At 64.0% G+C, this 20,326-nt stretch carries 23 protein-coding genes; 10 read left to right on the top strand and 13 right to left on the bottom strand.

Translation table 11 applies throughout. From position 1 onward, the window contains the following. Nucleotides 1–114 precede the first annotated feature (114 nt). From B015_RS0125405 to infC, 11 genes are all read right to left on the bottom strand, one after another. Entirely contained in the window at nt 115–1,101 is a 987-nt protein-coding gene (locus tag B015_RS0125405) for a Gfo/Idh/MocA family oxidoreductase (RefSeq protein WP_018430578.1), read from the bottom strand. 90 nt (nt 1,102–1,191) lie between these two features. Further along, nucleotides 1,192–1,770 carry a YceI family protein gene (locus B015_RS0125400; RefSeq protein WP_018430577.1) on the bottom strand — a complete coding sequence of 193 codons (579 nt, stop codon included), beginning with the start codon at nt 1,768–1,770 and terminating at the stop codon, nt 1,192–1,194. Between the two features lie 67 nt (nt 1,771–1,837). Beyond that, nucleotides 1,838–2,425, bottom strand: coding sequence for a cytochrome b (locus B015_RS0125395; RefSeq protein ID WP_018430576.1), 588 nt, complete (start codon nt 2,423–2,425; stop codon nt 1,838–1,840). A gap of 47 nt (nt 2,426–2,472) precedes the next feature. Then, on the bottom strand, nt 2,473–3,072 hold the full coding sequence (locus B015_RS0125390) for a nucleotidyltransferase family protein (protein WP_018430575.1): 600 nt from the start codon (nt 3,070–3,072) through the stop codon (nt 2,473–2,475). Nucleotides 3,073–3,090: 18 nt separating this feature from the next. Continuing rightward, nucleotides 3,091–5,496 carry a phenylalanine--tRNA ligase subunit beta gene (gene pheT / locus B015_RS0125385; RefSeq protein WP_018430574.1) on the bottom strand — a complete coding sequence of 802 codons (2,406 nt, stop codon included), beginning with the start codon at nt 5,494–5,496 and terminating at the stop codon, nt 3,091–3,093. Continuing rightward, a complete protein-coding gene (locus B015_RS0125380; protein ID WP_018430573.1) occupies nt 5,493–5,924 on the bottom strand; it encodes an ASCH domain-containing protein in 432 nt (143 codons plus the stop codon). Before B015_RS0125380 ends, pheT begins: the two co-directional genes overlap by 4 nt. Further along, nucleotides 5,921–7,006: a phenylalanine--tRNA ligase subunit alpha gene (gene pheS / locus B015_RS0125375; protein WP_018430572.1), complete on the bottom strand. Its 1,086-nt coding sequence runs from the start codon at nt 7,004–7,006 to the stop codon at nt 5,921–5,923. Before pheS ends, B015_RS0125380 begins: the two co-directional genes overlap by 4 nt. A gap of 114 nt (nt 7,007–7,120) precedes the next feature. After that, on the bottom strand, nt 7,121–7,522 hold the full coding sequence (rplT, locus tag B015_RS0125370; RefSeq protein WP_018430571.1) for a 50S ribosomal protein L20: 402 nt from the start codon (nt 7,520–7,522) through the stop codon (nt 7,121–7,123). A 35-nt stretch (nt 7,523–7,557) separates the two neighbouring features. Beyond that, nucleotides 7,558–7,761 carry a 50S ribosomal protein L35 gene (gene rpmI / locus B015_RS0125365; RefSeq protein WP_018430570.1) on the bottom strand — a complete coding sequence of 68 codons (204 nt, stop codon included), beginning with the start codon at nt 7,759–7,761 and terminating at the stop codon, nt 7,558–7,560. Nucleotides 7,762–7,969: 208 nt separating this feature from the next. Beyond that, the gene (locus B015_RS0125360) at nt 7,970–8,596 is read right to left on the bottom strand and encodes an isoprenylcysteine carboxylmethyltransferase family protein (protein ID WP_018430569.1); all 627 of its coding nucleotides are present in this window, start codon (nt 8,594–8,596) and stop codon (nt 7,970–7,972) included. Nucleotides 8,597–8,801: 205 nt separating this feature from the next. Continuing rightward, on the bottom strand, nt 8,802–9,338 hold the full coding sequence (gene infC, locus B015_RS0125355) for a translation initiation factor IF-3 (RefSeq protein WP_040457142.1): 537 nt from the start codon (nt 9,336–9,338) through the stop codon (nt 8,802–8,804). Between the two features lie 201 nt (nt 9,339–9,539). Here infC and B015_RS0125350 point away from each other — a divergent pair, with 201 nt between their 5' ends. The 4 genes from B015_RS0125350 (at nt 9,540) to B015_RS0125335 (ending at nt 12,867) form a co-directional block, all read left to right on the top strand. Next, on the top strand, nt 9,540–10,313 hold the full coding sequence (locus B015_RS0125350; RefSeq protein WP_018430567.1) for an alpha/beta hydrolase: 774 nt from the start codon (nt 9,540–9,542) through the stop codon (nt 10,311–10,313). 4 nt (nt 10,314–10,317) lie between these two features. Then, nucleotides 10,318–11,460, top strand: coding sequence for a benzoate/H(+) symporter BenE family transporter (locus tag B015_RS0125345; protein ID WP_018430566.1), 1,143 nt, complete (start codon nt 10,318–10,320; stop codon nt 11,458–11,460). 120 nt (nt 11,461–11,580) lie between these two features. Continuing rightward, complete coding sequence (locus B015_RS0125340; protein WP_018430565.1) at nt 11,581–12,021, top strand: DUF2852 domain-containing protein; 441 nt, start codon at nt 11,581–11,583, stop codon at nt 12,019–12,021. 93 nt (nt 12,022–12,114) lie between these two features. After that, the gene (locus B015_RS0125335; protein WP_018430564.1) at nt 12,115–12,867 is read left to right on the top strand and encodes a M48 family metallopeptidase; all 753 of its coding nucleotides are present in this window, start codon (nt 12,115–12,117) and stop codon (nt 12,865–12,867) included. A gap of 98 nt (nt 12,868–12,965) precedes the next feature. Here B015_RS0125335 and B015_RS0125330 read toward each other — a convergent pair whose 3' ends face one another. After that, nucleotides 12,966–13,868, bottom strand: coding sequence for a LysR family transcriptional regulator (locus B015_RS0125330; protein WP_026227714.1), 903 nt, complete (start codon nt 13,866–13,868; stop codon nt 12,966–12,968). A gap of 295 nt (nt 13,869–14,163) precedes the next feature. On the opposite strand from B015_RS0125330, the gene B015_RS0125325 reads away from it, so the two are divergent. From B015_RS0125325 to B015_RS0125300, 6 genes are all read left to right on the top strand, one after another. Further along, the gene (locus B015_RS0125325) at nt 14,164–14,823 is read left to right on the top strand and encodes a phosphoribosylanthranilate isomerase (protein WP_018430562.1); all 660 of its coding nucleotides are present in this window, start codon (nt 14,164–14,166) and stop codon (nt 14,821–14,823) included. Nucleotides 14,824–14,852: 29 nt separating this feature from the next. Further along, complete coding sequence (gene trpB, locus B015_RS0125320; RefSeq protein WP_018430561.1) at nt 14,853–16,073, top strand: tryptophan synthase subunit beta; 1,221 nt, start codon at nt 14,853–14,855, stop codon at nt 16,071–16,073. A gap of 2 nt (nt 16,074–16,075) precedes the next feature. Beyond that, the gene (gene trpA / locus B015_RS0125315) at nt 16,076–16,918 is read left to right on the top strand and encodes a tryptophan synthase subunit alpha (protein ID WP_018430560.1); all 843 of its coding nucleotides are present in this window, start codon (nt 16,076–16,078) and stop codon (nt 16,916–16,918) included. Nucleotides 16,919–16,954: 36 nt separating this feature from the next. Beyond that, nucleotides 16,955–17,878: an acetyl-CoA carboxylase, carboxyltransferase subunit beta gene (gene accD / locus B015_RS0125310; protein WP_018430559.1), complete on the top strand. Its 924-nt coding sequence runs from the start codon at nt 16,955–16,957 to the stop codon at nt 17,876–17,878. Nucleotides 17,879–17,914: 36 nt separating this feature from the next. Beyond that, nucleotides 17,915–19,246, top strand: a complete 1,332-nt coding sequence (locus tag B015_RS0125305) for a folylpolyglutamate synthase/dihydrofolate synthase family protein (RefSeq protein ID WP_018430558.1) — start codon at nt 17,915–17,917, stop codon at nt 19,244–19,246. Between the two features lie 191 nt (nt 19,247–19,437). Further along, entirely contained in the window at nt 19,438–19,821 is a 384-nt protein-coding gene (locus tag B015_RS0125300; RefSeq protein ID WP_026227712.1) for a VOC family protein, read from the top strand. A gap of 117 nt (nt 19,822–19,938) precedes the next feature. Here the strand turns inward: B015_RS0125300 and trxA are convergent, their stop codons facing one another. Continuing rightward, nucleotides 19,939–20,262 (bottom strand): thioredoxin, encoded by a 324-nt coding sequence (gene trxA / locus B015_RS0125295; RefSeq protein WP_018430556.1) that lies wholly within the window; start codon nt 20,260–20,262, stop codon nt 19,939–19,941. Nucleotides 20,263–20,326 lie beyond the last annotated feature (64 nt).

The raw sequence follows: 20,326 nt of genomic DNA, 5'->3' as shown, positions 1-20,326 counted from the left end.
CAGACGAAATCGCCTGGCGTCGCTCAATGCTCGCAACAGGGTACCAGAGAGCGGCCGAACGACACTCGTGGCGCCCCCCGGGGTGCCAGACAGCCTGCCAAAGACGCTGGGTCGTCAGACCTTCTCCCAGCCATCATGGTCGCCAGCGCGGAAGATGGCGTCGATGGCCTTCTGGTTGAGCACCGACTCCTCGAGCGAGAAGACGTGCTCCCCGCTGCCCTGCGCGGCGCGCGCAAAAACCTCGGCCTCGAGCCGGTATTGCTGGATACCGGGGAAGCGGAACACGGTCGCCTCGGTGTGACCGGCATTGTGAAGCTCGATGCGGTGATGTTCGTAGAGCCCGGCATTGAAGGGCGAGCGCACCTCGATGAAGCCCTTGTCGCCGTGGAAGACCATCAGCTGGCGGTTGGCGAGCTGAGTCGACAGGTAGAAGGACAGTTCGAAATCACCGAAGTCGGCGCGGACGCTGGAATAGATGTCGGTGCCGAATTTCGGATCGCGCTCGATCGTCGCCTGGACCCGCAGCGGCTCCCTGCCGGTGGTGAAGCGCGTGGTAACAGTCGGATAGACACCGATGTCGGGCAGGGCGCCGCCGCCGAGATCGAGCTGGTTGCGCATGTTGTTGGGGTCGACGTTGAAATAGGAGAACGCGCCCTGGACGTGCTTGAGCTTGCCGATCGCGCCCGAAGCGATCAGGTCGCGCACCTTCAGCCATTGCGGATGATAGGTGACCATGAACGCTTCGGAGACGATGACCTTTTTGCGGTCGCGGATCTCGATCAGCGGCGCGATGTCCCCGGCCTTCAGCGCCAACGGCTTTTCGACCAGCACATGCTTGCCGGCCTCTGCCGCCTTCGCCGCCCATTCAAGATGCTGCGAGGTCGGCAGGGGGATGTAGACGCCGTCGACCGTATCGGAGGCGAGAAGCTCCTCATAGGAGCCGAAGGCATGGGGCGCGGAAAAACGGTCGGCCAGCGCCCGGGCCTTGCCGAGATCGCGGCTGGCGATCGCCGCGATCACGCCATTGTCGGAATCGGCGATGGCCGGCAGCACATGGTCGCGGCCAATCTTGGCTGTCGAAAGAATACCCCAACGAAACATCTGGCCTCCGGACGCAATGGGAAAGCCGGCCCTCCCGGCCGCTTCAGGAGATTGGCGGAAGCGGCGGCCAAATGCCAGAGCCTATCTGGTTCAGCCGCGATGACCGGTGAACTCCATGTCGAAGGCGACGATGTTGGAGTAGAGCGGCGTGCCGACATCCATCTGGTAACGCGAGCGGAACACCTTGCCGCTGACATGGAAGCGGATCTGGCCACCGCTCATACTCTGCAGTTCGGCCTCGAACTTCTCGCTGTTGGTGCGGCCGCGCGCCGTCAGCTGGCCTGTTATCATGGCCGAGTTGTCGCCGGTACGCTGCACCGAGGTCGAGCGGAAGCTGATCTCGCGCGAATTGGCGACGTCGAACACGGCATCTGACTTGAGGAACGCATCGACGCGACCCTCGCCGGTGCCGACGCTGGCGGGGAAGATGGTGATATCGACCTTGGAATGGGCGATATCGCCGCCGTCGATCCGGATCGTTCCCTTGAAACTGCCAAAGGCGCCGTTCAGCCCGCCGCCGCCGATCTTGCCGATGGCAAAGCGAATGGTCGAGCCGCTGGGCGAGATGGCATAGCGCCCGGCGGCATCCGACAGCACCACCGCCTGGGCGGAGCCGGCAATCGAACCGAGGGCAAGGAGGGTGGCAACGCCAAAAACGCGCAAGGACATCTCATCATACTCCCTGATGGCGCAGCAGACTGGCCACGCATCGAGACGAACGAATTGGCCGTTGCCACTATTCCTGCCGGCGCGGGCGGCGATCGAGAAAAGGCGCGATCATCCTGACCAGCACGACGTCGCGCAGCCAGAAATGGTGCCTGAACGCCGCCAGGATATGGAGCACAACCAGGGCTATGCCGGCATAGGCGAGCCAGCGGTGGCCGAAGATCCAGAAATTCTCGGCCTGCTCGGAAACGCCGATCGGCAGATGCGGCATGAGGAAGAGGTTGAACGGCATGGAAGGGATTTCGAGCACCGAAACCGACACCAGCACCCAACCGGACAGCGGCACCGCCAGCTGCGTGACGTAGAGCGCCAGATGCACCGACGGAGCCACACGACGCTCCATCGGCCCGACCTCGTCGGGCAATTCCGGGCTCTTGTTGCCGAGCCGCCAGCCGATGCGGACCAGCACCAGCCCGAGCAGCAGGAAGCCGAAGGATTTGTGCAGCTGGATCAACTCGAAGGAGGTACGCTGACTGGCGACGCGGATCATGACCAGCCCGAGCGCGAACTGGCCAATGAAGAGAGCCGCGATCAGCCAGTGAAGGACGATCGCGGTCCAGCCGTAGCGGGTCTTGGTGTTGCGCAACATCGACGGCACCTCCGTCGCACAACGAATCTGGAGCGGATTTCGTCCCCGAACAGGGCCTACCAGTCGATGACCGTGACCTCGGGCCACATCTCCCTGGCGCGCCGGCCCTTGGCCAGGTGAGTGGCGCGGTTGTCGTTGCGATGGTTGGGCGTCAGCCGGAAGGCGAAGATGTCGTCGAGGCCGAACGGCGCCCAGACCTGGGGCATGCCGCCAACAATGGCGAGACCGACGGCGTGGGTGCGGGAGGCGAAGTGCTCGAGCGACTCGGCAGAAGACGCCAGGGGCGCGCGCGGCGAGCCGAAATGGTCCTCGAACCAGAGATGGACGCGGGCCTGGTTGCGGATCTCGACCGGCAGCGGCAGATGCGCGAAGGCATCGTTGCCGCGGCGGATGACCACGTCCTCGGCCTCCCAGGAGAGGTCCGAGCCGTCGAAGTAAAACAGGTCGATGTCGCGGATGCCGTAGCCGGCCGGACGACCGGTCAGTTGATTCCAGACGCTGTTGTAGAGAGCGCCCGAAACCAGCATCCACTGCGGCAGGTCGAGCTTCTCGGCCAATGCGAGCGCGGGGCGGACGATCGGGTCGGCGAGAAGGATGTCGAGCAGGACCTGCCGCTGGTCTTCAAACGGCAGGTCCTTGTAGCGAAGATGCTCCATGCTCCTCCCCGAGCGTGATCAGCTCCGGAGCGAGCCGCCGGTCTGCTTCTTGACGTTCTCCACGATCTTGGCAGCCAGTGCCTCGAAATCCTGGTCGGTCAGCGTCTTTTCGACCGGCTGGATGGTGACCTCGATGGCGACCGACTTCTTGCCCTCGCCGAGTGATACGCCTTCGAAGATGTCGAAGACGGAAACGCCAGTGACCAGCTTCTTGTCGGCAGAAAGAGCGGCGCGGGTCAGCGTGCCGGCCTCGACGGCCTTGTCGACGACAAAGGCGAAGTCGCGCTTGACCGCCTGGAACGGCGACAGCTCGAGCTTCGGCTTGGTCTTGGTCGGCTTGGCCTTGGGCTCGGGGATGGCGTCGACATAGACTTCGAAGCCGCAGAGCGGACCCGACACATCGAGACCTTCGAGCGTCCTCGGATGGAACTCGCCGAAGGTGCCGAGCACGACCTTGGGGCCGAGCTTGATCACGCCCGAACGGCCCGGGTGGTACCACTCCGGAGCTCCCGTCTCGATCTGCAGCCGGTCAACGGGTGCGCCGCAGGCTTCGAGTGCCGCGATGGCATCGGCCTTGGCGTCGAACACACCGACATTGCCGGCATTGCCCGACCAGTTGCGGCCCGAACCTTCGAGCTTGGCGGTGCCACGACGCACGCCGGCGGCGACACGGCGCTGACCTTCGGCCGTGTCGTTTTCATAGGTGCCGGAGACCTCGAACAAAGCGACGTCGCCGAGGCCACGGTCGGCGTTGCGCTGGGCCGCGGCAAGCAGGCCGGGCAGCAGGGACGGGCGCATGTCGGACATGTCTGCCGCGATCGGGTTAGACAGCTTGAGGCTGTCCTGGCCGCCGCCGAACAACTCGGCGTGCCTGGCCGGAATGAAAGACCAGGTGACGGCCTCCATCATGCCACGCACGGCCAGCGCGCGCCGAGCCGAGCGCGTGCGAATCTGCAGCGTCGTCAGGATCTTGCCGTTGACCGCGTCATGCGCACCGAGCGGCTGCGGCGCGATGTTGTCCACGCCGTGGATGCGCATGACCTCTTCGACAAGGTCGGCCTTGCCGTCGACATCGGGACGCCAGGATGGCACGGACACCTCGACGACGTCGCCATTGCCGTTCACGCCGAAGCCGAGGCGGGTCAGGATATCGAGGCTCTCAACCTTGGCGACCTCGATGCCGGTCAGGCGCCTGACCTCGGACAGCGGGAAGGAGACGACCTTGGCCGTGTGGCCGGCATAGCCGACGACATCGGTCTTCGTCGGCTGTCCGCCGCATAGCTCCAGCACCAGCTTGGTTGCCAGCTCGACGCCCGGAACCATGAATTCGGGGTCGACGCCGCGCTCGAAGCGATAGCGCGCATCGGTGATGATGCCGAGCGTGCGGCCGGTGCGGGCGACGTTCAGCGGTGCCCACAGAGCCGACTCGATCAGCACATCAGTCGTGTTTTCGTCGCAGCCCGAGTGCTCGCCGCCCATCACGCCGGCAATGGATTCGACGCCGTTGTCGTCGGCAATGACACACATCTCTGATGTCAGCGCATATTCGCGCCCGTCGAGCGCCAGCACCTTGTCGCCCTCGCGGCCGCGGCGGACCACCAGGTTGCCGGCGACCTTCCTGGCGTCGAAGACGTGCAGCGGGCGGCCGCGGTCGAAGGTGACATAATTGGTGATGTCGACCAGCGCGTTGATGGGCCTGAGGCCGATGGCCAGCAGGCGCTGCTGCATCCACTTGGGCGAAGGGCCGTTCTTGACGCCGCGCACGAGACGCAGCGCGAAACCGGGGCACAGCTCCGGCGCTTCGATCGAAACCTTGACCGGGCAGTCGCCTTCACCGTTGATCGCTTCGACCGCACCGCCCTTGAGCGTGCCCAGGCCGGACGCTGCGAGATCGCGGGCGATGCCGTAGACGCTGGTGGCGTCGGGACGGTTCGGCGTCAGATTGATCTCGATCATCGGGTCGTCAAGATGGGCGTAGGCGGCAAACGACGTGCCGACGGGCGCATCGGCCGGCAGGTCGATGATGCCGTTGTGTTCGTCCGACAGCTGCAGCTCGCGCTCGGAGCACATCATGCCGTGGCTTTCGACACCGCGGATCTTGCCGACCGACAACGTGACGTCGATGCCAGGAACATAGGCGCCGGGAGCGGCGAAGGCGCCAACCAAGCCGGCGCGGGCGTTGGGCGCACCGCAAACGACCTGAACCGGCGTGCCGGTGCCAGTGTCAACGGTCAGCACCTGCAGCTTGTCAGCGTCGGGGTGACGGCTTGCCGTCAGTACCTTCGCGATGACGAAGGGCTTGAGGGCCGCCTTGTCATCGACGCTTTCGACTTCGAGGCCGATCGACGTCAACCGCTCGACGATCTCGTCCAGCGTCGCCTCGGTGTCGAGATGATCCTTGAGCCAGGAGAGGGTGAATTTCATGGGTTCACTCGTTTCGTGTCGTTGCGGTCGAGCACTTCCACCAGCCGGAACCGCTCACAAACCAAAATCATCTCAGGCGAAAAGCCGCCGTTGCGGGCGAAATAGGCCTCGTGGGCCTGACGCCAGTATTCATAGGACAGGTCGCCCTCACCTTCCGCAGCAGCAAACTCGGCGTCGACCTCGTCGAAGCGGCGATGGATCGCTTCGACCGTTTCGATGACAGCGGCGCGCCGGCCCTGACCGTCGAGCACCACATCGCGACGCCCGACCTGAGGCACCGGCTCGTCGCCGCCGAAATCGCGCAAGGCGCCGCATGTCGCGGTCTTGCGGCCAGACAGCACCAGCGCCAGCAACTCGTCGGCCAGCTCGGGGCTGTCGCCGAAGGCGAAGGTCACCGCATCGGCATATGGATCGGCAGCTACGCTCATGCGCTCAGACCACCGAACAGCGTCGGCATGTCGAGAGGACGAAAGCCGTAGTGCTGCAGCCAGCGGACATCGGCATCGAAGAAGGCGCGGAGGTCGGGCATGCCGTATTTCAGCATGGCGATGCGATCGATGCCCATGCCCCAGGCAAAGCCCTGATATTCGTCGGGATCGAGACCGCCATGGCGCAGCACGTTGGGGTGAACCATGCCGCAGCCGAGGATCTCCATCCAGTCGCTGCCTTCGCCGAAGCGCACTTCGCCCGGACGCGAGCGATCGCACTGGATGTCGACTTCGAGGCTCGGCTCGGTGAACGGGAAGAAGGACGGGCGGAAGCGCATCTTGACGCTGGGCACCTCGAAGAACGCCTTGCAGAACTCCTCCAGCACCCACTTCATGTTGGCGATGTTGGCGGTCTTGTCGATGACCAGGCCCTCGACCTGATGGAACATCGGCGAGTGCGTGGCGTCCGAATCCTGGCGATAGGTCTTGCCCGGGATGACGATGCGGATCGGCGGCTTCTGCGTCTCCATGGTGCGGATCTGCACCGGCGACGTATGGGTGCGCAGCAGCTTGCGCTCGCCATTGGCGTCGGGCGGGAAGAAGAAGGTGTCGTGCATCTCACGCGCCGGGTGGCCGACGGGGAAGTTCAGCGCCGTGAAATTGTAGTGGTCGGTCTCGACATCGGGACCTTCGGCAATGGCGAAGCCGAGATCGCCGAAGATCGCCGCGATTTCGTCGATGACCTGGCTGATCGGATGGATACGGCCGCGCTCGGCCGGCGACTGCCGCACCGGCAAGGTGACGTCGACCTTCTCGGCGACGAGGCGGGCGGTGATGGCGACATCACGCAGCTCGGTCTTGCGGGCGGACAGCGCATCGGTGACGCGGTTCTTCAGGCCGTTGATCGCAGGGCCCTTGGTCTGGCGCTCTTCGGCGCTCATCGCGCCAAGCGTCTTCAGCATCTCCGAGACGGAGCCCTTCTTGCCCAGCGCCGATACGCGCACCGCCTCGATGGCCTGCTCGTCGGAGGCGGAAGCGATGTCGCTCAGCAGCGATTGTTCGAGAGTTTCAAGATCGCTCATGGTCCAGTTCCGTTGCGGCCCTAACGGCCCTTCGTTGCTGCAAAGAAAAACCCGCGCCAGCCGTGCCAGCGCGGGTTTCCCAAATCAAGTCTGTGATGCTTGGGAAGGCGCTGGTTAAGCAACAGCGCTTTCAAAAGCATTCGGGGTGGTGTTCTTGAGGTACTCAAGAGCAACCTTGGCCTTGGCCACGAGCGCGGCGAAAGCCTGCGGCTCATGGATAGCCATGTCGGAGAGGATCTTGCGATCGATCTCGATGCTGGCCTTGTTCAGGCCGTCAATGAAGCGGCCATAGGTCAGGCCGTGCTCGCGGGCTGCGGCGTTGATACGCTGGACCCACAGGGCGCGGAAGTTGCGCTTGCGGTTCTTGCGGTCGCGGTAAGCGTACTGCAGCGACTTCTCGACTGCCTGCTTGGCGATGCGGATGGTGTTCTTGCGACGACCGCGGAAACCCTTGGCCTGCTCGAGAACCTTCTTGTGCTTGGCGTGGGCGGTTACGCCCCTTTTGACGCGTGCCATGTCATGATCTCCTTAAAACGTTGTCCAGGCCGGGCTTAGAGGCCGTTCGGCAGAAAATTCTTGATGACCTTCTTGGCATCGGGTTCAGCCAGAACCATCGTGCCACGGGCATCGCGAATGAACTTGTTGGAACGCTTGATCATGCCATGGCGCTTGCCTGCGGCAGCCGCCAGGACCTTGCCAGTTGCGGTAACCTTGAACCGCTTCTTGGCAGCCGACTTGGTCTTCATCTTGGGCATTTTGCTACTCCGTTCTTCAGGATTCCGAAGCCCCCGAAAGTGCTCGAAATCCCTTCATGTTGTTGTTTTCAGGCCGACCAAAGCCCGAAAAGCAAATGAAACCGCCACGGCATGCCCTGCCGGGCGGTTCTGGGACGCGGCTATATACGCGGAAGTTTGGCGCAGTGCAACACCCTGAAAGGGCAGCAACCGCGATGTTTCAGCGGCCTCAGGGCAAACGGAACAGCACAGGCAGCACGCCGGTGGTCTGGGCCTTGTCGATGATCTCGAACACCGGCAAGGCAACGAGGAAAACCAGCCCGTCGAGCAGCGTCGTCAGCAGGATCTTCGGCTTGAAGCTGCCGGTGTTGCCTTCTTCATAAAGCGAGATGTTCGGCACGAAGCGTGGAACGCGCGCGACGTAGGCAGCATATTCGGGGCCGAAGAGGTGACTGAGATGTTTTTCCTCGCGCAGGATGACGATGTGGAAGGCAAATGCGCACAGCAACGCGAAGCCGAGAGTGATGACGACCGAGCCCATCTGCGCTCCAACGCCGGCCGCGGCAAGCGTCGAGAAGACATAGAGCGGGTTGCGGGTCATCGAGTAGGGGCCGCCGGTGACGATCTCGCCCGACTTGCGCCCGCCAATATAGAGCGTGCACCATAGCCTTCCGATGATGCCCAGGAAGATCATCACGATGCCGGCCATTTCCAGCATCTCGTGGATCGAAGTCTCGGGCGGAAAGGACGACTGGCCGAACAGCAGAGCTGCGAACAGCGCCGCGATCAAAGCGCCCAGCACCATGCGGCGCCTGTGCTGGTAATGGCCCAGACCTTTGTATTCCGGCTCGCTCATCGCTTTCCACTCGCCGGCCGCTCGCTTGCGGCGAGTTTCACTGCACGGCGCCTATCAGGAGAAAAGAATCCATCCCGGCAGTCCACCGGGGCCCACGGAGCGCCCCGCGTCCTTTCGGACGCGCAGTGGCGCTCCAGCAGTCTTCAGTCGCGTGCCGTGAATTCCGAAAATCTGTGTCGATTTTCGGGCGGCTCGCACCAAGGCATCAGCGCGGTGCGAGCACCATCATCATCTGGCGGCCTTCGAGCTTGGGCTCGGCTTCGACCTTGGCGATGGTGGCGACTTCTTCGCGGACCTTGTTCAGGAGCTGCATGCCGAGCTCCATATGAGCCATCTCGCGGCCGCGGAACCTGAGCGTCAGCTTGACCTTGTCGCCTTCCTCGAAGAAGCGGCGAACCGCCTTCATCTTGGTCTCGTAGTCATGGCTGTCGATGTTCGGGCGCATCTTGATCTCCTTGATCTCGATGACCTTCTGGTTCTTGCGTGCCTCGGCCGCCTTCTTCTGGTTGGCGTATTTCAGCTTGCCGAGGTCAAGGATCTTGACGACGGGCGGCGTGGCATTGGGGGAAATTTCTACGAGATCGAGGCCAGCCTCTTCGGCGGCCAGGAGTGCGTCGTTGATGGAAACATCGCCACGGTTGGAACCGTCGACGTCGATCAGCTGGACCCGGGGAACCCGGATGTCACGGTTGGAGCGCGGGCCGTCCTTGGTGGGCGCGGCTGCTTTAAAAGGTCTGCGAATGGTCGTGGTCTCCTCGAGCCATTGACGTTGTGGTATCTGCGGAACGCGCAAATGTGGGGAGCGCGCGGGCGAAGTCAATAGCACAGCGATCTCAAGAAATCACCTGCATCTGAGCATCCAAACTGCCCCAAAATAACGATTCTTGAGGCACTTTCCGCATCATGCCGGCTGTGCCACAAGTCCGTACCAAGGGGATTTGACATGACCGCAGGCGCGCCGGACTTCATCGAGGTGGACAACATCAGCATTGCCTTGCGGCATATCGAGGGGACAGCACCCGGCATCGTGTGGCTCGGCGGTTACAAGTCGGACATGCTGGGCACCAAGGCCGAGACGCTGGCCGGCTGGGCTGCTGGCGAAGGCCGCGCCTTCCTGCGCCACGACTATTCCGGCCATGGCGAATCTGGCGGCGCGTTTGCCGACGGCACGATCTCCAGATGGCTGGCCGAGAGCCTCGCAGTGTTCCGCCAGTTCACGACAGGGCCGCAGGTTCTTGTCGGCTCGTCGATGGGCGCGTGGATCGCGCTCAGGATGAATGCCGAGCTCAACAAGTCGGGCGAGGGTGACCGGATCGCCGGGCTGGTGCTGCTTGCGCCGGCGCCGGATTTTACCGCCGAGCTGGTCGAGCCGGAATTGACCGAGGCGCAGCGCCGGGACCTGGCCGAGAAGGGCTATTTCGAGGAGCCATCGGAGTATTCGCCCGAGCCCTACATCTACACCCGCGCGCTGATCGAGGACGGGCGCAAGAACCTCGTCATGTCGGGGCCGATCCACACGCATTGTCCTGTCCATATCATCCAGGGCCTGGCCGACCCCGACGTGCCGTCCAGCCACGCGCTGAAGCTCATGAGCCTCCTGCCCGCCGACGATGCGACGCTGTCGCTGGTGCCGAACGGCGACCATCGGTTGTCGCGACCGGAGGACCTCGAGCTGATGACCCGCGCCGTCGGTGAAATGATCGGGCGGGCAGGCTGAGCCGATGCGCATCTCGATCCCGATCTCGGCCTTCGTCGCGGCCATCGTCGGCTTCGGCAGCACACTCGCGATCATCGTCGCAGCCGCAAACGCGGTGGGCGCTACCCAGATTCAGACCGCTAGCTGGGTCACCGCCATCTGCCTTGCCATGGCCTTCGAGACGGCCTGGCTATCGTGGCGGACCAGGATGCCCGTCATCTCGGCATGGTCGACGCCGGGAGCGGCGCTGATTGCCGCCAGCAGTGGCTTCACCATCAACGAGGCCGTCGGCGCCTTCCTGATCGCCGGTGTGCTTCTGGTGCTGACCGGGCTGATCAAGCCGCTGACGCAGCTGATCTCGCGCATCCCGGCTTCCGTCGCCTCAGGCATGCTCGCCGGCATCGTCGTCACCTTCGCCATCAACGCGGCCAAGGCCGTGCCAACCGATCCGTGGCTGATCCTGCCGTTGATCGGCGCGTTCTTCCTGGTCCGGCTCTACAATCCGGCGCTGTCGGTGCTGGTGGTGCTGGTCGGCGGCGGATTGGCCGCCTTCCTCACCGGACGCGTCGGCACCCTGCCCGTGCCGGAGCTTTCGACGCTGACGCTGATTGCGCCCGAATTCACGCTGACCGCAACGATCGGCCTGGCGCTGCCGCTCTATCTCGTCACCATGGCCTCGCAGAACCTGTCGGGTCTGGCCGTGCTGCGCGCTGCCGGCTACCATCCTGAGCCCGGCCCGCTGATTGGCGTCACGGGGCTCTTTTCCGTGTTGTCGGCGCCCTTCGGTGCTTCGACCACCAACCTTGCCGCGATCTCCGCGGCGATCTGCACCGGCCCCGACGTGCATCCCGACATGAAGGAGCGCTGGAAGACGGGGCCGTTCTACGCGCTCGCCTATCTGGTGTTCGCCGCGTTCGGCGCATCGCTGGTGGCAGTGTTCGCCGTGCTCCCGCCGAGCCTGATCGTGCTGGTGGCGGGCCTCGGGCTGGTGTCGTCGCTTGCAAATGCACTGGCGATTGCGCTCAAGGACGACCATCACCGCATGGCAGCCACGATCGCGTTTGTGGTCACCGCCTCCGGGCTGACGCTGGTCGGTGTCGGCTCTGCCTTCTGGGGGCTGGTTGCAGGCCTTGTCGTGCTCGTGCTCGAGAACTTCAAAAAAGGCTAGGATTCGCAGGGCCTTGTCCGGTTTTGGCGGGCGCCGTCTTGAATCGCCATTTTTGCTTTCCCATGTCGATAAGAGCAGCTTTTTCTCCGGCTGCCTCGAACAAAGGAACGGCAATTTACTATGAACACGACTGCACTGATCCGCCCGGCCTGGACGCCGGCAACCATCGCGCTGATGGTGATCGGCTTCATGGTGTTCTGGCCGCTCGGCCTCGCCATGCTTGCCTACATCATCTGGGGCGACCGGCTTGACGGTTTCAAGCGCGACGTCAACCGTGCGACGGACGGCATCTTCGCCGGCTGCCGCAAGGCTTCCTACCGGGCCAGCGCCCAGACCGGCAACGTCGCCTTCGACGACTGGCGCGAGAAGGAACTCGAGCGCCTCAATGAAGAGCGCCGCAAGCTCGACGAGATGCGCGACGAGTTCGACGCCTATGCCCGCGAACTGCGCCGGGCCAAGGACCAGGACGACTTCGACCGCTTCATGGCCAACCGCCACAAGCCGACCGCGCCCACGGTCACGCCCAAGAAGGGCGGCAAGTCCGGCCTGCTTGACGACTGAGGCCAGAACCTCGCCTGCACGACACGGCGCCGCAACGAGCGGCGCCGTTTTTGTTTCCTCAAATTCCGCCCCGAATCACCTATTGTCCCGCCCATGCCCTTCGGTTTCCTGAGAAAGCTCCGCGAGCCGGCTCCCGTGCAGGAGCGCGAGCACGTCGTGGCCGGCCGGACGCTGCCGCTGCGCATCGTCGAGAACGACCGGGCGCGGCGGCTGACGCTGCGCATCGATGCCGGCGGCCGCGGCCTGCGCATCACCGTGCCACCCGGCCTGCGCCAGGGCGAAGTCGACCGTTTCCTCGACCGTCACCAGGGCTGGCTCGAACAGCGGCTCGCCAAGGTGCCGGACCGACCACAGGTGCGCCCAGGCATCAAGATCCCGGTCCGCGGGGTGCCGCATCTCATCGTCCATGAGGGCGGGACACGCGGCACGGTGCGGCTGGGCGAGGACGAAAGCGGCCCGACACTTGTCGTCCATGGCGACCGGGCGCACCTGCCGCGCCGCGTCGCCGATTTCCTCAAGCGCGAGGCCAAGCGCGACATCGAAGCGATGGTGGCCAGGCATTGCGAGGCAGCCGGCCGCCGCGCCAAGGCGATCCGCTTCCGCGACACGACCAGCCGCTGGGGCTCCTGCACCTCTGACGGGGTGCTGTCATTCTCGTGGCGCATCATGATGGCGCCGACACCCGTCATCAACTACCTCGTCGCCCACGAGGTCGCGCATCTGCGCGAGATGAACCATGGCCCGAAATTCTGGAAGCTGTGCGAAGAACTCTGCCCCGACACCGAGCGCTGTAAGGCCTGGCTCAAGCGCAATGGCGGAGCGCTGCAGGCGATCGTGTTTGAATAAGCGAATAGGGAATGGCAAATAGTGAGTAGTGGGGCCGTGCCCGCCGCGCGGTTTCGCCCACTGAGGCACTGTTCCCCAACTCGGCTTTTTTCTACTCACTACTCACTATCCCTATTCGCTCCCAACCACTCCTCCATGAAATCCAGAAACGCCTGCACCCGCGGCACGCGGAAGCGCCCCTTGGGCATGAGCGCCCAGAGCGAGATCGGGTCGGAGCGGTTGATGTCGGCAAGGATCTCGACCAGCCGCCCCTCGCGCACCGCCTGGCCAACGACGAAGTCGGCGAGACGCACGATGCCGTGGCCTTCGACGGCGACGTCGAACAGCATGCCGACATTGTCACAAGTGAAGTTGCCTGACGGCTGGAAGCGGACGACGCCATCGTCGCTCGCCAGAGGCCAGGTGGTCGCCGCCGACTGGCCCGAGAGTCGAATGCAATTGTGTCCGGCGAGTTCGGCCGCGGAGTGCGGCGTACCGGCGCGGGTCAAATAGGAGGGTGCCGCACAGATCAGGCGGCGTCCTTCGGCCAGATGCCGCGACACCATCTCCGAGCCTGACGTCGGACTGCCGCGGATAACCACATCGACCTGTTCGGTGACAGGATCGATGAGGCGGTCGGTCAGGGTCAGGTCGACCGAAACCTCGGGATAGTGGCTGAGGAACTCGGGCACCGCATGCAGCAGGGTTTGCCTGGCGAAGCCGGTGCTGGAATTGACGCGCAGCAGGCCTTTGGGCTTCGCCCGCGCCGATGAAACGTCGGCCTCGGCCAGATCGATGAGTTCGAGCACCTCGCGGGCCCGCTCCAAAAACAAAGACCCTTCCGAAGTCAGCGCCAGCCGGCGCGTCGTGCGCGTCAACAGCCGGACGCCTAGCCGATCCTCAAGCCGCGACATCAGCCTTGACAAAGCCGATGGTGTGAGGCGCAGGTCCTCGGCTGCCCTGGCGAAGGAGCCGAGATCGACGACTCGCACAAAGGCCTTCATGTCCTCAGATGACGCCATATTCGTGATTCCAGATCATGAATGCATCGCCAAACTAGCTAATTATGTCAGCCATAGTAACTGATAATCCCTTGGCATGGCTTCACCGAGGACCTGCCATGTCTTCAGACCACGACCTGCCGACGGCCAGTCCGTCATCTTCCGGCCCGATCGACTACGATCGTTTCCGGGCGATTGCCGTGAATGAGCGTCGGAAGGCCATTTCCGGATTTCCCGGTGCCGTACGCCGCTGGCTGGCGCTTGCGTTTCGCAAGCTTTTCTCGACTCCGCCGCCGTTTCGTGCCAATCCCGGCCCATGGCACTCGACATCAAGATCTGCGGCCTCAGCACCGCTGAAACGTTCGACGCCGCGCTAGACAATGGCGCGAGCCATGTCGGCTTCATCTTCTTTGCCAAGAGCCCGCGCAACGTTTCGCCCGAACTCGCCGGCCAGCTGCGCCAGGCAGCCAAAGGCCGTGCCATGGCGGTTGCGGTCACAGTCGACGCCGACGATGCCTTCCTCGACGAGATCGTGGAGGCAGTGGCGCCCGACATGCTGCAGCTGCACGGCAAGGAGACGCCGGCGCGCGTCGCCGAAGTCAAGGCGCGCTACGGCCTGCCCGTGATGAAGGCCTTTTCCATTCGCGAGGCCAGGGATTTCGAGGCGATCCTGCCTTATGCCGGCGTCGCCGACCGTCTGCTTTTCGACGCCAAGCCGCCCGCCGGCTCCGAATTGCCCGGCGGCAATGGCGTTTCGTTCGACTGGCGGCTGCTTGCGGGCCTTGACGCCTCCGTCGATTACATGCTTTCCGGTGGCTTGAACGCCGCCAATATCGGCGACGCCCTCAGGCTTGCGAACCCGCCCGGCATCGACATTTCCTCGGGCGTGGAAAGCGCGCCCGGCGTCAAGGATGCGGCGCTGATCGACAATTTCTTCAGGGCCGTCCGGGCCGCGCGCGAAGACAGCGCCGCTTGAGTGAGCCTCCAGCCGCAAGGAGATCGGCCTTGAACCAGCCGGCAGAGCCCAATTCCTTCCGCACCGGCCCCGACGAGCAGGGCATGTTCGGCATTTTCGGCGGCCGCTTCGTCGCCGAGACCTTGATGCCGCTGATCCTCGACCTGCAGCGCCACTGGGATGACGCCAAGAACGATCCGGCCTTCAAGGCGGAGCTGAGCGAGCTGTCGACCCATTATGCCGGCCGGCCGTCCAAGCTCTATTACGCCGAAGGCCTGACCCGGCATCTCGGCGGCGCCAAGATCTACTTCAAGCGCGAGGACCTGAACCACACGGGCTCGCACAAGATCAACAACTGCCTGGGCCAGATCCTGCTCGCCAAGCGCATGGGCAAGACCCGCATCATCGCCGAGACCGGCGCCGGCCAGCATGGTGTCGCTTCGGCCACCGTCGCAGCGCGTTTCGGCTTCCCCTGCTTTGTCTATATGGGCGCCACCGACGTCGAGCGGCAGAAGCCCAATGTATTCCGCATGAAGCTGCTCGGCGCCGAAGTGCGCCCGGTCAGCGCCGGCCACGGCACGCTGAAGGACGCCATGAACGAAGCCTTGCGCGATTGGGTTACCAACGTGCACGACACCTATTATCTGATCGGCACGGCCGCCGGTCCGCACCCCTATCCCGAACTGGTGCGCGACTTCCAGTCGGTGATCGGCTCCGAGGCGCGCCAGCAGGTGCTGGAGCAGGAGGGCCGCCTGCCCGACATGATCGTGGCTGCCGTCGGCGGCGGTTCCAATGCCATCGGCCTGTTCCACCCCTTCCTCGACGACCGCAGCGTCAAGATCGTCGGCATCGAAGCCGGCGGACGTGGCCTCGACGGTGTCGAACACTGCGCCTCGATGAATGCCGGCCGCCCGGGCGTGCTGCACGGCAACCGCACCTATCTTTTGCAGAACGAGGACGGCCAGATCCTCGACGGCCACTCGATCTCGGCCGGCCTCGACTATCCCGGCGTCGGCCCCGAGCATTCGTGGCTGCGCGACACCGGCCGCGTCGACTATCAGCCGATCCTCGACGATGAAGCGCTGGAGGCGTTCCAGCTGACCACCAAGGTGGAAGGCATCATTCCGGCGCTCGAATCGGCGCATGCGATTGCCTATGCGGTGAAGACCGCGCCGACGATGGGCAAGGACAAGGTGATGATCGTCAACCTGTCGGGCCGCGGCGACAAGGACGTGCATACGGTTGCCAAGATGCTGGGCATGGAGATCTGAACATGACGACCACCCGCATCGACCGCCGCATGGCGAAGCTGAAAGCCGAGGGACGCCCGGCACTCGTGACCTATTTCATGGGCGGCGACCCCGACTATGAAACGTCGCTCTCGATCATGAAGGCGCTGCCCAAGGCCGGCAGCGACATCATCGAGCTCGGCATGCCGTTCTCCGACCCGATGGCCGACGGCCCGGCGATCCAGGCTGCCGGCCTGCGGGCGCTGAAGGCCGGCCAGACGCTGGCCAGGACGCTTGAGATGGCGCGCGAGTTCCGCAAGGACGACAACGACACCCCGATCGTGATGATGGGCTACTACAACCCTATCTACATCTACGGCGTCGACCGCTTCCTCGCAGATGCAGTCGCCTCGGGCATCGACGGCCTGATCGTCGTCGACCTGCCGCCCGAGATGGACGCCGAACTCTGCATCCCCGCACTCAAGGCAGGCATCAATTTCATTCGCCTCGCGACGCCGACCACCGACGACAAGCGGCTGCCCAAGGTGCTGCAGAACACGTCAGGCTTCGTCTACTACGTGTCGATGACCGGCATCACCGGCTCGGCGCTGGCCGACACCTCGAAGGTTGCCGAGGCGGTGGCGCGCATCAAGGCGCACACCGACCTGCCCGTCTGCGTCGGCTTCGGCGTCAAGACCGCCGAGCAGGCGCGCACCATCGGCGCCTCCGCCGACGGTGTGGTGGTGGGCACCGCCATCGTCAATGCGGTGGCCAATGTCATCGGGCCGAAGGGCGAGAAGACGGCCGATCCGGCCGAGGCGGTTGCGACGCTGGTCAATGGCTTGTCCCAAGGCATTCGCGCCGCACGCCTTGCTGCCGCCCAATAAATATCCCATGTCCTAGGGTCGAAGAGGACCAAAACCATGAACTGGATCACGAACTTCGTTCGTCCGAAGATCAATTCGATGCTCGGCCGCCGGGAAATGCCCGACAATCTCTGGATCAAGGATCCCGAGAGCGGCGAGATGGTGTTCCACAAGGATCTCGAGGAAAACCAGTACGTCATCCCGTCGTCTGGCCACCACATGAAGATCTCGGCGAAGGAGAGGCTGCGCTTCTTCTTCGATGACGGCCGCTACGACACCATCGAGAATCCGAAAGTCGTCACCGACCCGCTGAAGTTCCGCGACGAGAAGCGTTATGTCGACCGCCTGAAGGACGCCAAGGCCAAGACCGGCATGGAAGACGCGATTCTGTCGGGTACCGGCAAGATCGAGGGCCTGCCCGTCGTCGTCACCGTGCAGGACTTTGCCTTCATGGGCGGCTCGCTCGGCATGGCCGCAGGCGACGCCATCATCCGCGCCTTCGAAGTGGCGCTGGAAAAGAAGCGTCCGCTGGTCCTGTTCGCTGCCTCCGGCGGAGCGCGCATGCAGGAAGGTATTTTGTCCCTGATGCAGTTGCCGCGTACCACGGTCGCGGTCGATCGGCTCAAGGAAGCCGGCCTGCCCTACATCGTGGTGCTGACCAACCCGACGACAGGTGGCGTCACCGCCTCCTATGCGATGCTGGGCGACGTGCATATCGCAGAACCTGGTGCGCTGATCGGCTTCGCCGGCCCGCGCGTCATCGAGCAGACCATCCGCGAGAAGTTGCCCGAGGGCTTCCAGCGTTCCGAGTACCTGATGGACCACGGCATGGTCGACATGGTGGTGTCGCGCCTGGAGATGAAGTCGACGGTCGCCAACCTGCTGAAGATTCTGATGAAGACGCCGGCGGAGGCCAAGCCGGCCGAAGCTGAGATCCTGCCGCCTGTCGTACCCGTGCCGGAACGCCGCCCGCAGGCCTGATCTGACCGCAGCCGCGTAGTGCCGGGGGGAAATGCCATGACCACGCTCGAAGCCGATGTCGAAATCGAGCGCCTTCTGGCGCTACACCCGAAGGGCTTTGACCTTTCGCTCGACCGCATCACCCGGTTGCTCGAGCGGCTCGGCAATCCCCAGGACCATATCCCGCCGGTGATCCATATCGCCGGGACCAATGGCAAGGGCTCGTGCGCGGCGTTTTCGCGCGCCTTGCTCGAGGCGCAGGGCATGCTCGTTCATGTCCACACCTCGCCGCATCTGGTGAACTGGCACGAGCGCTATCGTCTCGCTGCACCTGGCGGCGGCAAGCTGGTGGCTGACGACGTGCTGGCCGATGCGGTACGTCGCGTCGGCGAGGCCAATCGCGGCGAAAAGATCACCGTCTTCGAAATCCTGACCGCCGTCACCTTCGTGTTGTTTGCCGAACATCCGGCCGACGCCTGCATCATCGAGGTCGGCCTCGGCGGCCGCTTCGACGCGACCAATGTCATCAAGCGGCCGGCTGTGTCGGTGATCATGCCGGTGTCGATGGATCATGAGGCCTATCTCGGCGACAAGGTGGAGCTCATCGCCGCCGAAAAGGCCGGCATCATCAAGCGCGGCTGCCCTGTCATCGTCGGCGCGCAGGAGAGCGAAGCCGCCCAGCAGGTGCTGATCGACACCGCCGAGCGGCTGAATTGCCCGCTCGAGGTCTACGGCCAGGACTTCCTCGCCTTCGAGGAAAACGGCCGGATGATCTTCCAGGACCCGACCGGGCTGATGGATCTCGTGCCGCCGCGCCTGCCCGGCCGACACCAGTATGCCAATGCTGCCGCGGCGATCGCGGCGGTGAAGGCAGCGGGTTTTCCGGTCGACGACCGCATCGCCGACAAGGCGATGGCCTCGGTGACCTGGCCCGGCCGGATGCAGCGCCTGCCGCAGGGTGAGCTGACCGATCTTGCGCCGAAGGGTTCGGAAGTGTGGATCGATGGCGGCCACAATCCCGGCGCCGGCACCGTGATCGCAGAGGCGCTGACCGAGCAGGAAGAAAAGGTGCAGCGGCCGCTGTTCCTGATCTCCGGAATGATCAACACCAAGGACCAGACCGGCTATTTCAAGCCGTTCCACGGCATGGCGCGGCATGTCTACACCGTGCCGGTGCGGATGAGCGAAAGCGGCGTCCCCAATGAAGAACTGGCGGTGCGCGCCTCGGAGGCCGGGCTTTCGGCCGAGCCGGTGAGTTCAGTCGCCAATGCGCTGATGCTGCTGCGCGATACCTGGGACGAGGACGAGCCGGCCCCGCGTATCCTGATCGGCGGCTCGCTCTATCTGGTGGGCGAAGTGCTGGCCGAAAACGGAACGCCGCCGACCTGAGCGACAAAAGCCCGGTCGCCCCCTCACCAATAAGCATGTGAGATGCCTTTCTCGCAGAAGCCGGTCATAGAACGACGGCTTTTGCGGCCGTTTTTTTGCAACCACAAATAACTTGCCTTGCATTTGTTCTTGTTATGTTCTTTATGGGCCGACATGGATTTCTATGTCGAACCTTCGGAGGAATGGCAGAAATGAGTGTTTACGTGACCGTTGGCGCCCTGGAGTCCGCCACGTCGAACGCCTTCTATGACGCGGTCCTGGCAACCATCGGATGGAGCAAGCATACGGAGTTTCCGGGGTGGCGCGGATACTCCGAGGGCGGAACGGGCGGGGGGCTTGTCCTATGGGTCTGCAAGCCTTTCGACGGTGGGCCGGCGAGCGCCGGAAATGGCGCGATGGTGGGCTTCATGGTCAAGTCTCGTGCGGAAGTCGACGCTTTCCACGAAGCTGCCATGGCCAACGGCGGAACGGACGAAGGCGCACCTGATCCGCGCCCGCACTACGGGCCACACTGGTACGCCGCATACATGCGTGACCCCGCCGGAAATAAGATCTCCGTGGTCTACAACGGCTAGCGCTTCGTAAACCGGCCTTACGGCTGCCTGCGGAAAGAAAAAGCCGCTCGTAACAGTACGTTACGAGCGGCTTCATTTTCAGCAGCGACTAAGGCTTCGCTGTCGCCTTGCAAACCGTCAGGCCACGTTGCCGGCGATCCAGTGGGCCAGCGCGGTCTTGGGAGCGGCGCCAACCTTGATGTCGGCCACTTCGCCATCCTTGAAGATCATCAGCGTCGGGATCGAGCGCACACCGAACTGGGCAGCGATCTCGGGGTTCTCGTCGATGTTGACCTTGGTGATCTTGACCTTGCCGGCGAGCTCGTTGGAAATCTCCTCGAGCGACGGGCCGATCATCTTGCAGGGACCGCACCACTCAGCCCAGAAATCGACCACGACCGGCTCCTTGGCTTCGAGCACGCCGGACTTGAAATTGCTGTTGTCGATCTTGACGGTGGCCATGATGCGATCCTCTAGAGTTAGCTGTCGCGCCATATGTGGTGGTTTGGGGCCCGACGTTCAAGCA

The organism is Hoeflea sp. 108, assembly GCF_000372965.1.
Lineage (GTDB): Bacteria > Pseudomonadota > Alphaproteobacteria > Rhizobiales > Rhizobiaceae > Aminobacter.
This window is presented reverse-complemented; position numbering and strand designations above follow the sequence as displayed.

Excerpts from the sequence above, each read along its gene's own strand:
- B015_RS0125335 (WP_018430564.1), top strand. The coding sequence starts at position 12,115 with ATGCCCTTCGGTTTCCTGAGAAAGCTCCGCGAGCCGGCTCCCGTGCAG.
- B015_RS0125300 (WP_026227712.1), top strand. The coding sequence starts at position 19,438 with ATGAGTGTTTACGTGACCGTTGGCGCCCTGGAGTCCGCCACGTCGAAC.
- B015_RS0125305 (WP_018430558.1), top strand. The coding sequence starts at position 17,915 with ATGACCACGCTCGAAGCCGATGTCGAAATCGAGCGCCTTCTGGCGCTA.
- B015_RS0125380 (WP_018430573.1), bottom strand. The coding sequence starts at position 5,924 with ATGAGCGTAGCTGCCGATCCATATGCCGATGCGGTGACCTTCGCCTTC.
- rpmI (WP_018430570.1), bottom strand. The coding sequence starts at position 7,761 with ATGCCCAAGATGAAGACCAAGTCGGCTGCCAAGAAGCGGTTCAAGGTT.
- B015_RS0125350 (WP_018430567.1), top strand. The coding sequence starts at position 9,540 with ATGACCGCAGGCGCGCCGGACTTCATCGAGGTGGACAACATCAGCATT.
- B015_RS0125390 (WP_018430575.1), bottom strand. The coding sequence starts at position 3,072 with ATGGAGCATCTTCGCTACAAGGACCTGCCGTTTGAAGACCAGCGGCAG.
- accD (WP_018430559.1), top strand. The coding sequence starts at position 16,955 with ATGAACTGGATCACGAACTTCGTTCGTCCGAAGATCAATTCGATGCTC.
- B015_RS0125405 (WP_018430578.1), bottom strand. The coding sequence starts at position 1,101 with ATGTTTCGTTGGGGTATTCTTTCGACAGCCAAGATTGGCCGCGACCAT.
- pheT (WP_018430574.1), bottom strand. The coding sequence starts at position 5,496 with ATGAAATTCACCCTCTCCTGGCTCAAGGATCATCTCGACACCGAGGCG.
- trxA (WP_018430556.1), bottom strand. The coding sequence starts at position 20,262 with ATGGCCACCGTCAAGATCGACAACAGCAATTTCAAGTCCGGCGTGCTC.
- B015_RS0125325 (WP_018430562.1), top strand. The coding sequence starts at position 14,164 with ATGGCACTCGACATCAAGATCTGCGGCCTCAGCACCGCTGAAACGTTC.
- B015_RS0125400 (WP_018430577.1), bottom strand. The coding sequence starts at position 1,770 with ATGTCCTTGCGCGTTTTTGGCGTTGCCACCCTCCTTGCCCTCGGTTCG.
- B015_RS0125345 (WP_018430566.1), top strand. The coding sequence starts at position 10,318 with ATGCGCATCTCGATCCCGATCTCGGCCTTCGTCGCGGCCATCGTCGGC.
- B015_RS0125340 (WP_018430565.1), top strand. The coding sequence starts at position 11,581 with ATGAACACGACTGCACTGATCCGCCCGGCCTGGACGCCGGCAACCATC.
- B015_RS0125330 (WP_026227714.1), bottom strand. The coding sequence starts at position 13,868 with ATGGCGTCATCTGAGGACATGAAGGCCTTTGTGCGAGTCGTCGATCTC.
- B015_RS0125360 (WP_018430569.1), bottom strand. The coding sequence starts at position 8,596 with ATGAGCGAGCCGGAATACAAAGGTCTGGGCCATTACCAGCACAGGCGC.
- trpA (WP_018430560.1), top strand. The coding sequence starts at position 16,076 with ATGACGACCACCCGCATCGACCGCCGCATGGCGAAGCTGAAAGCCGAG.
- rplT (WP_018430571.1), bottom strand. The coding sequence starts at position 7,522 with ATGGCACGCGTCAAAAGGGGCGTAACCGCCCACGCCAAGCACAAGAAG.
- pheS (WP_018430572.1), bottom strand. The coding sequence starts at position 7,006 with ATGAGCGATCTTGAAACTCTCGAACAATCGCTGCTGAGCGACATCGCT.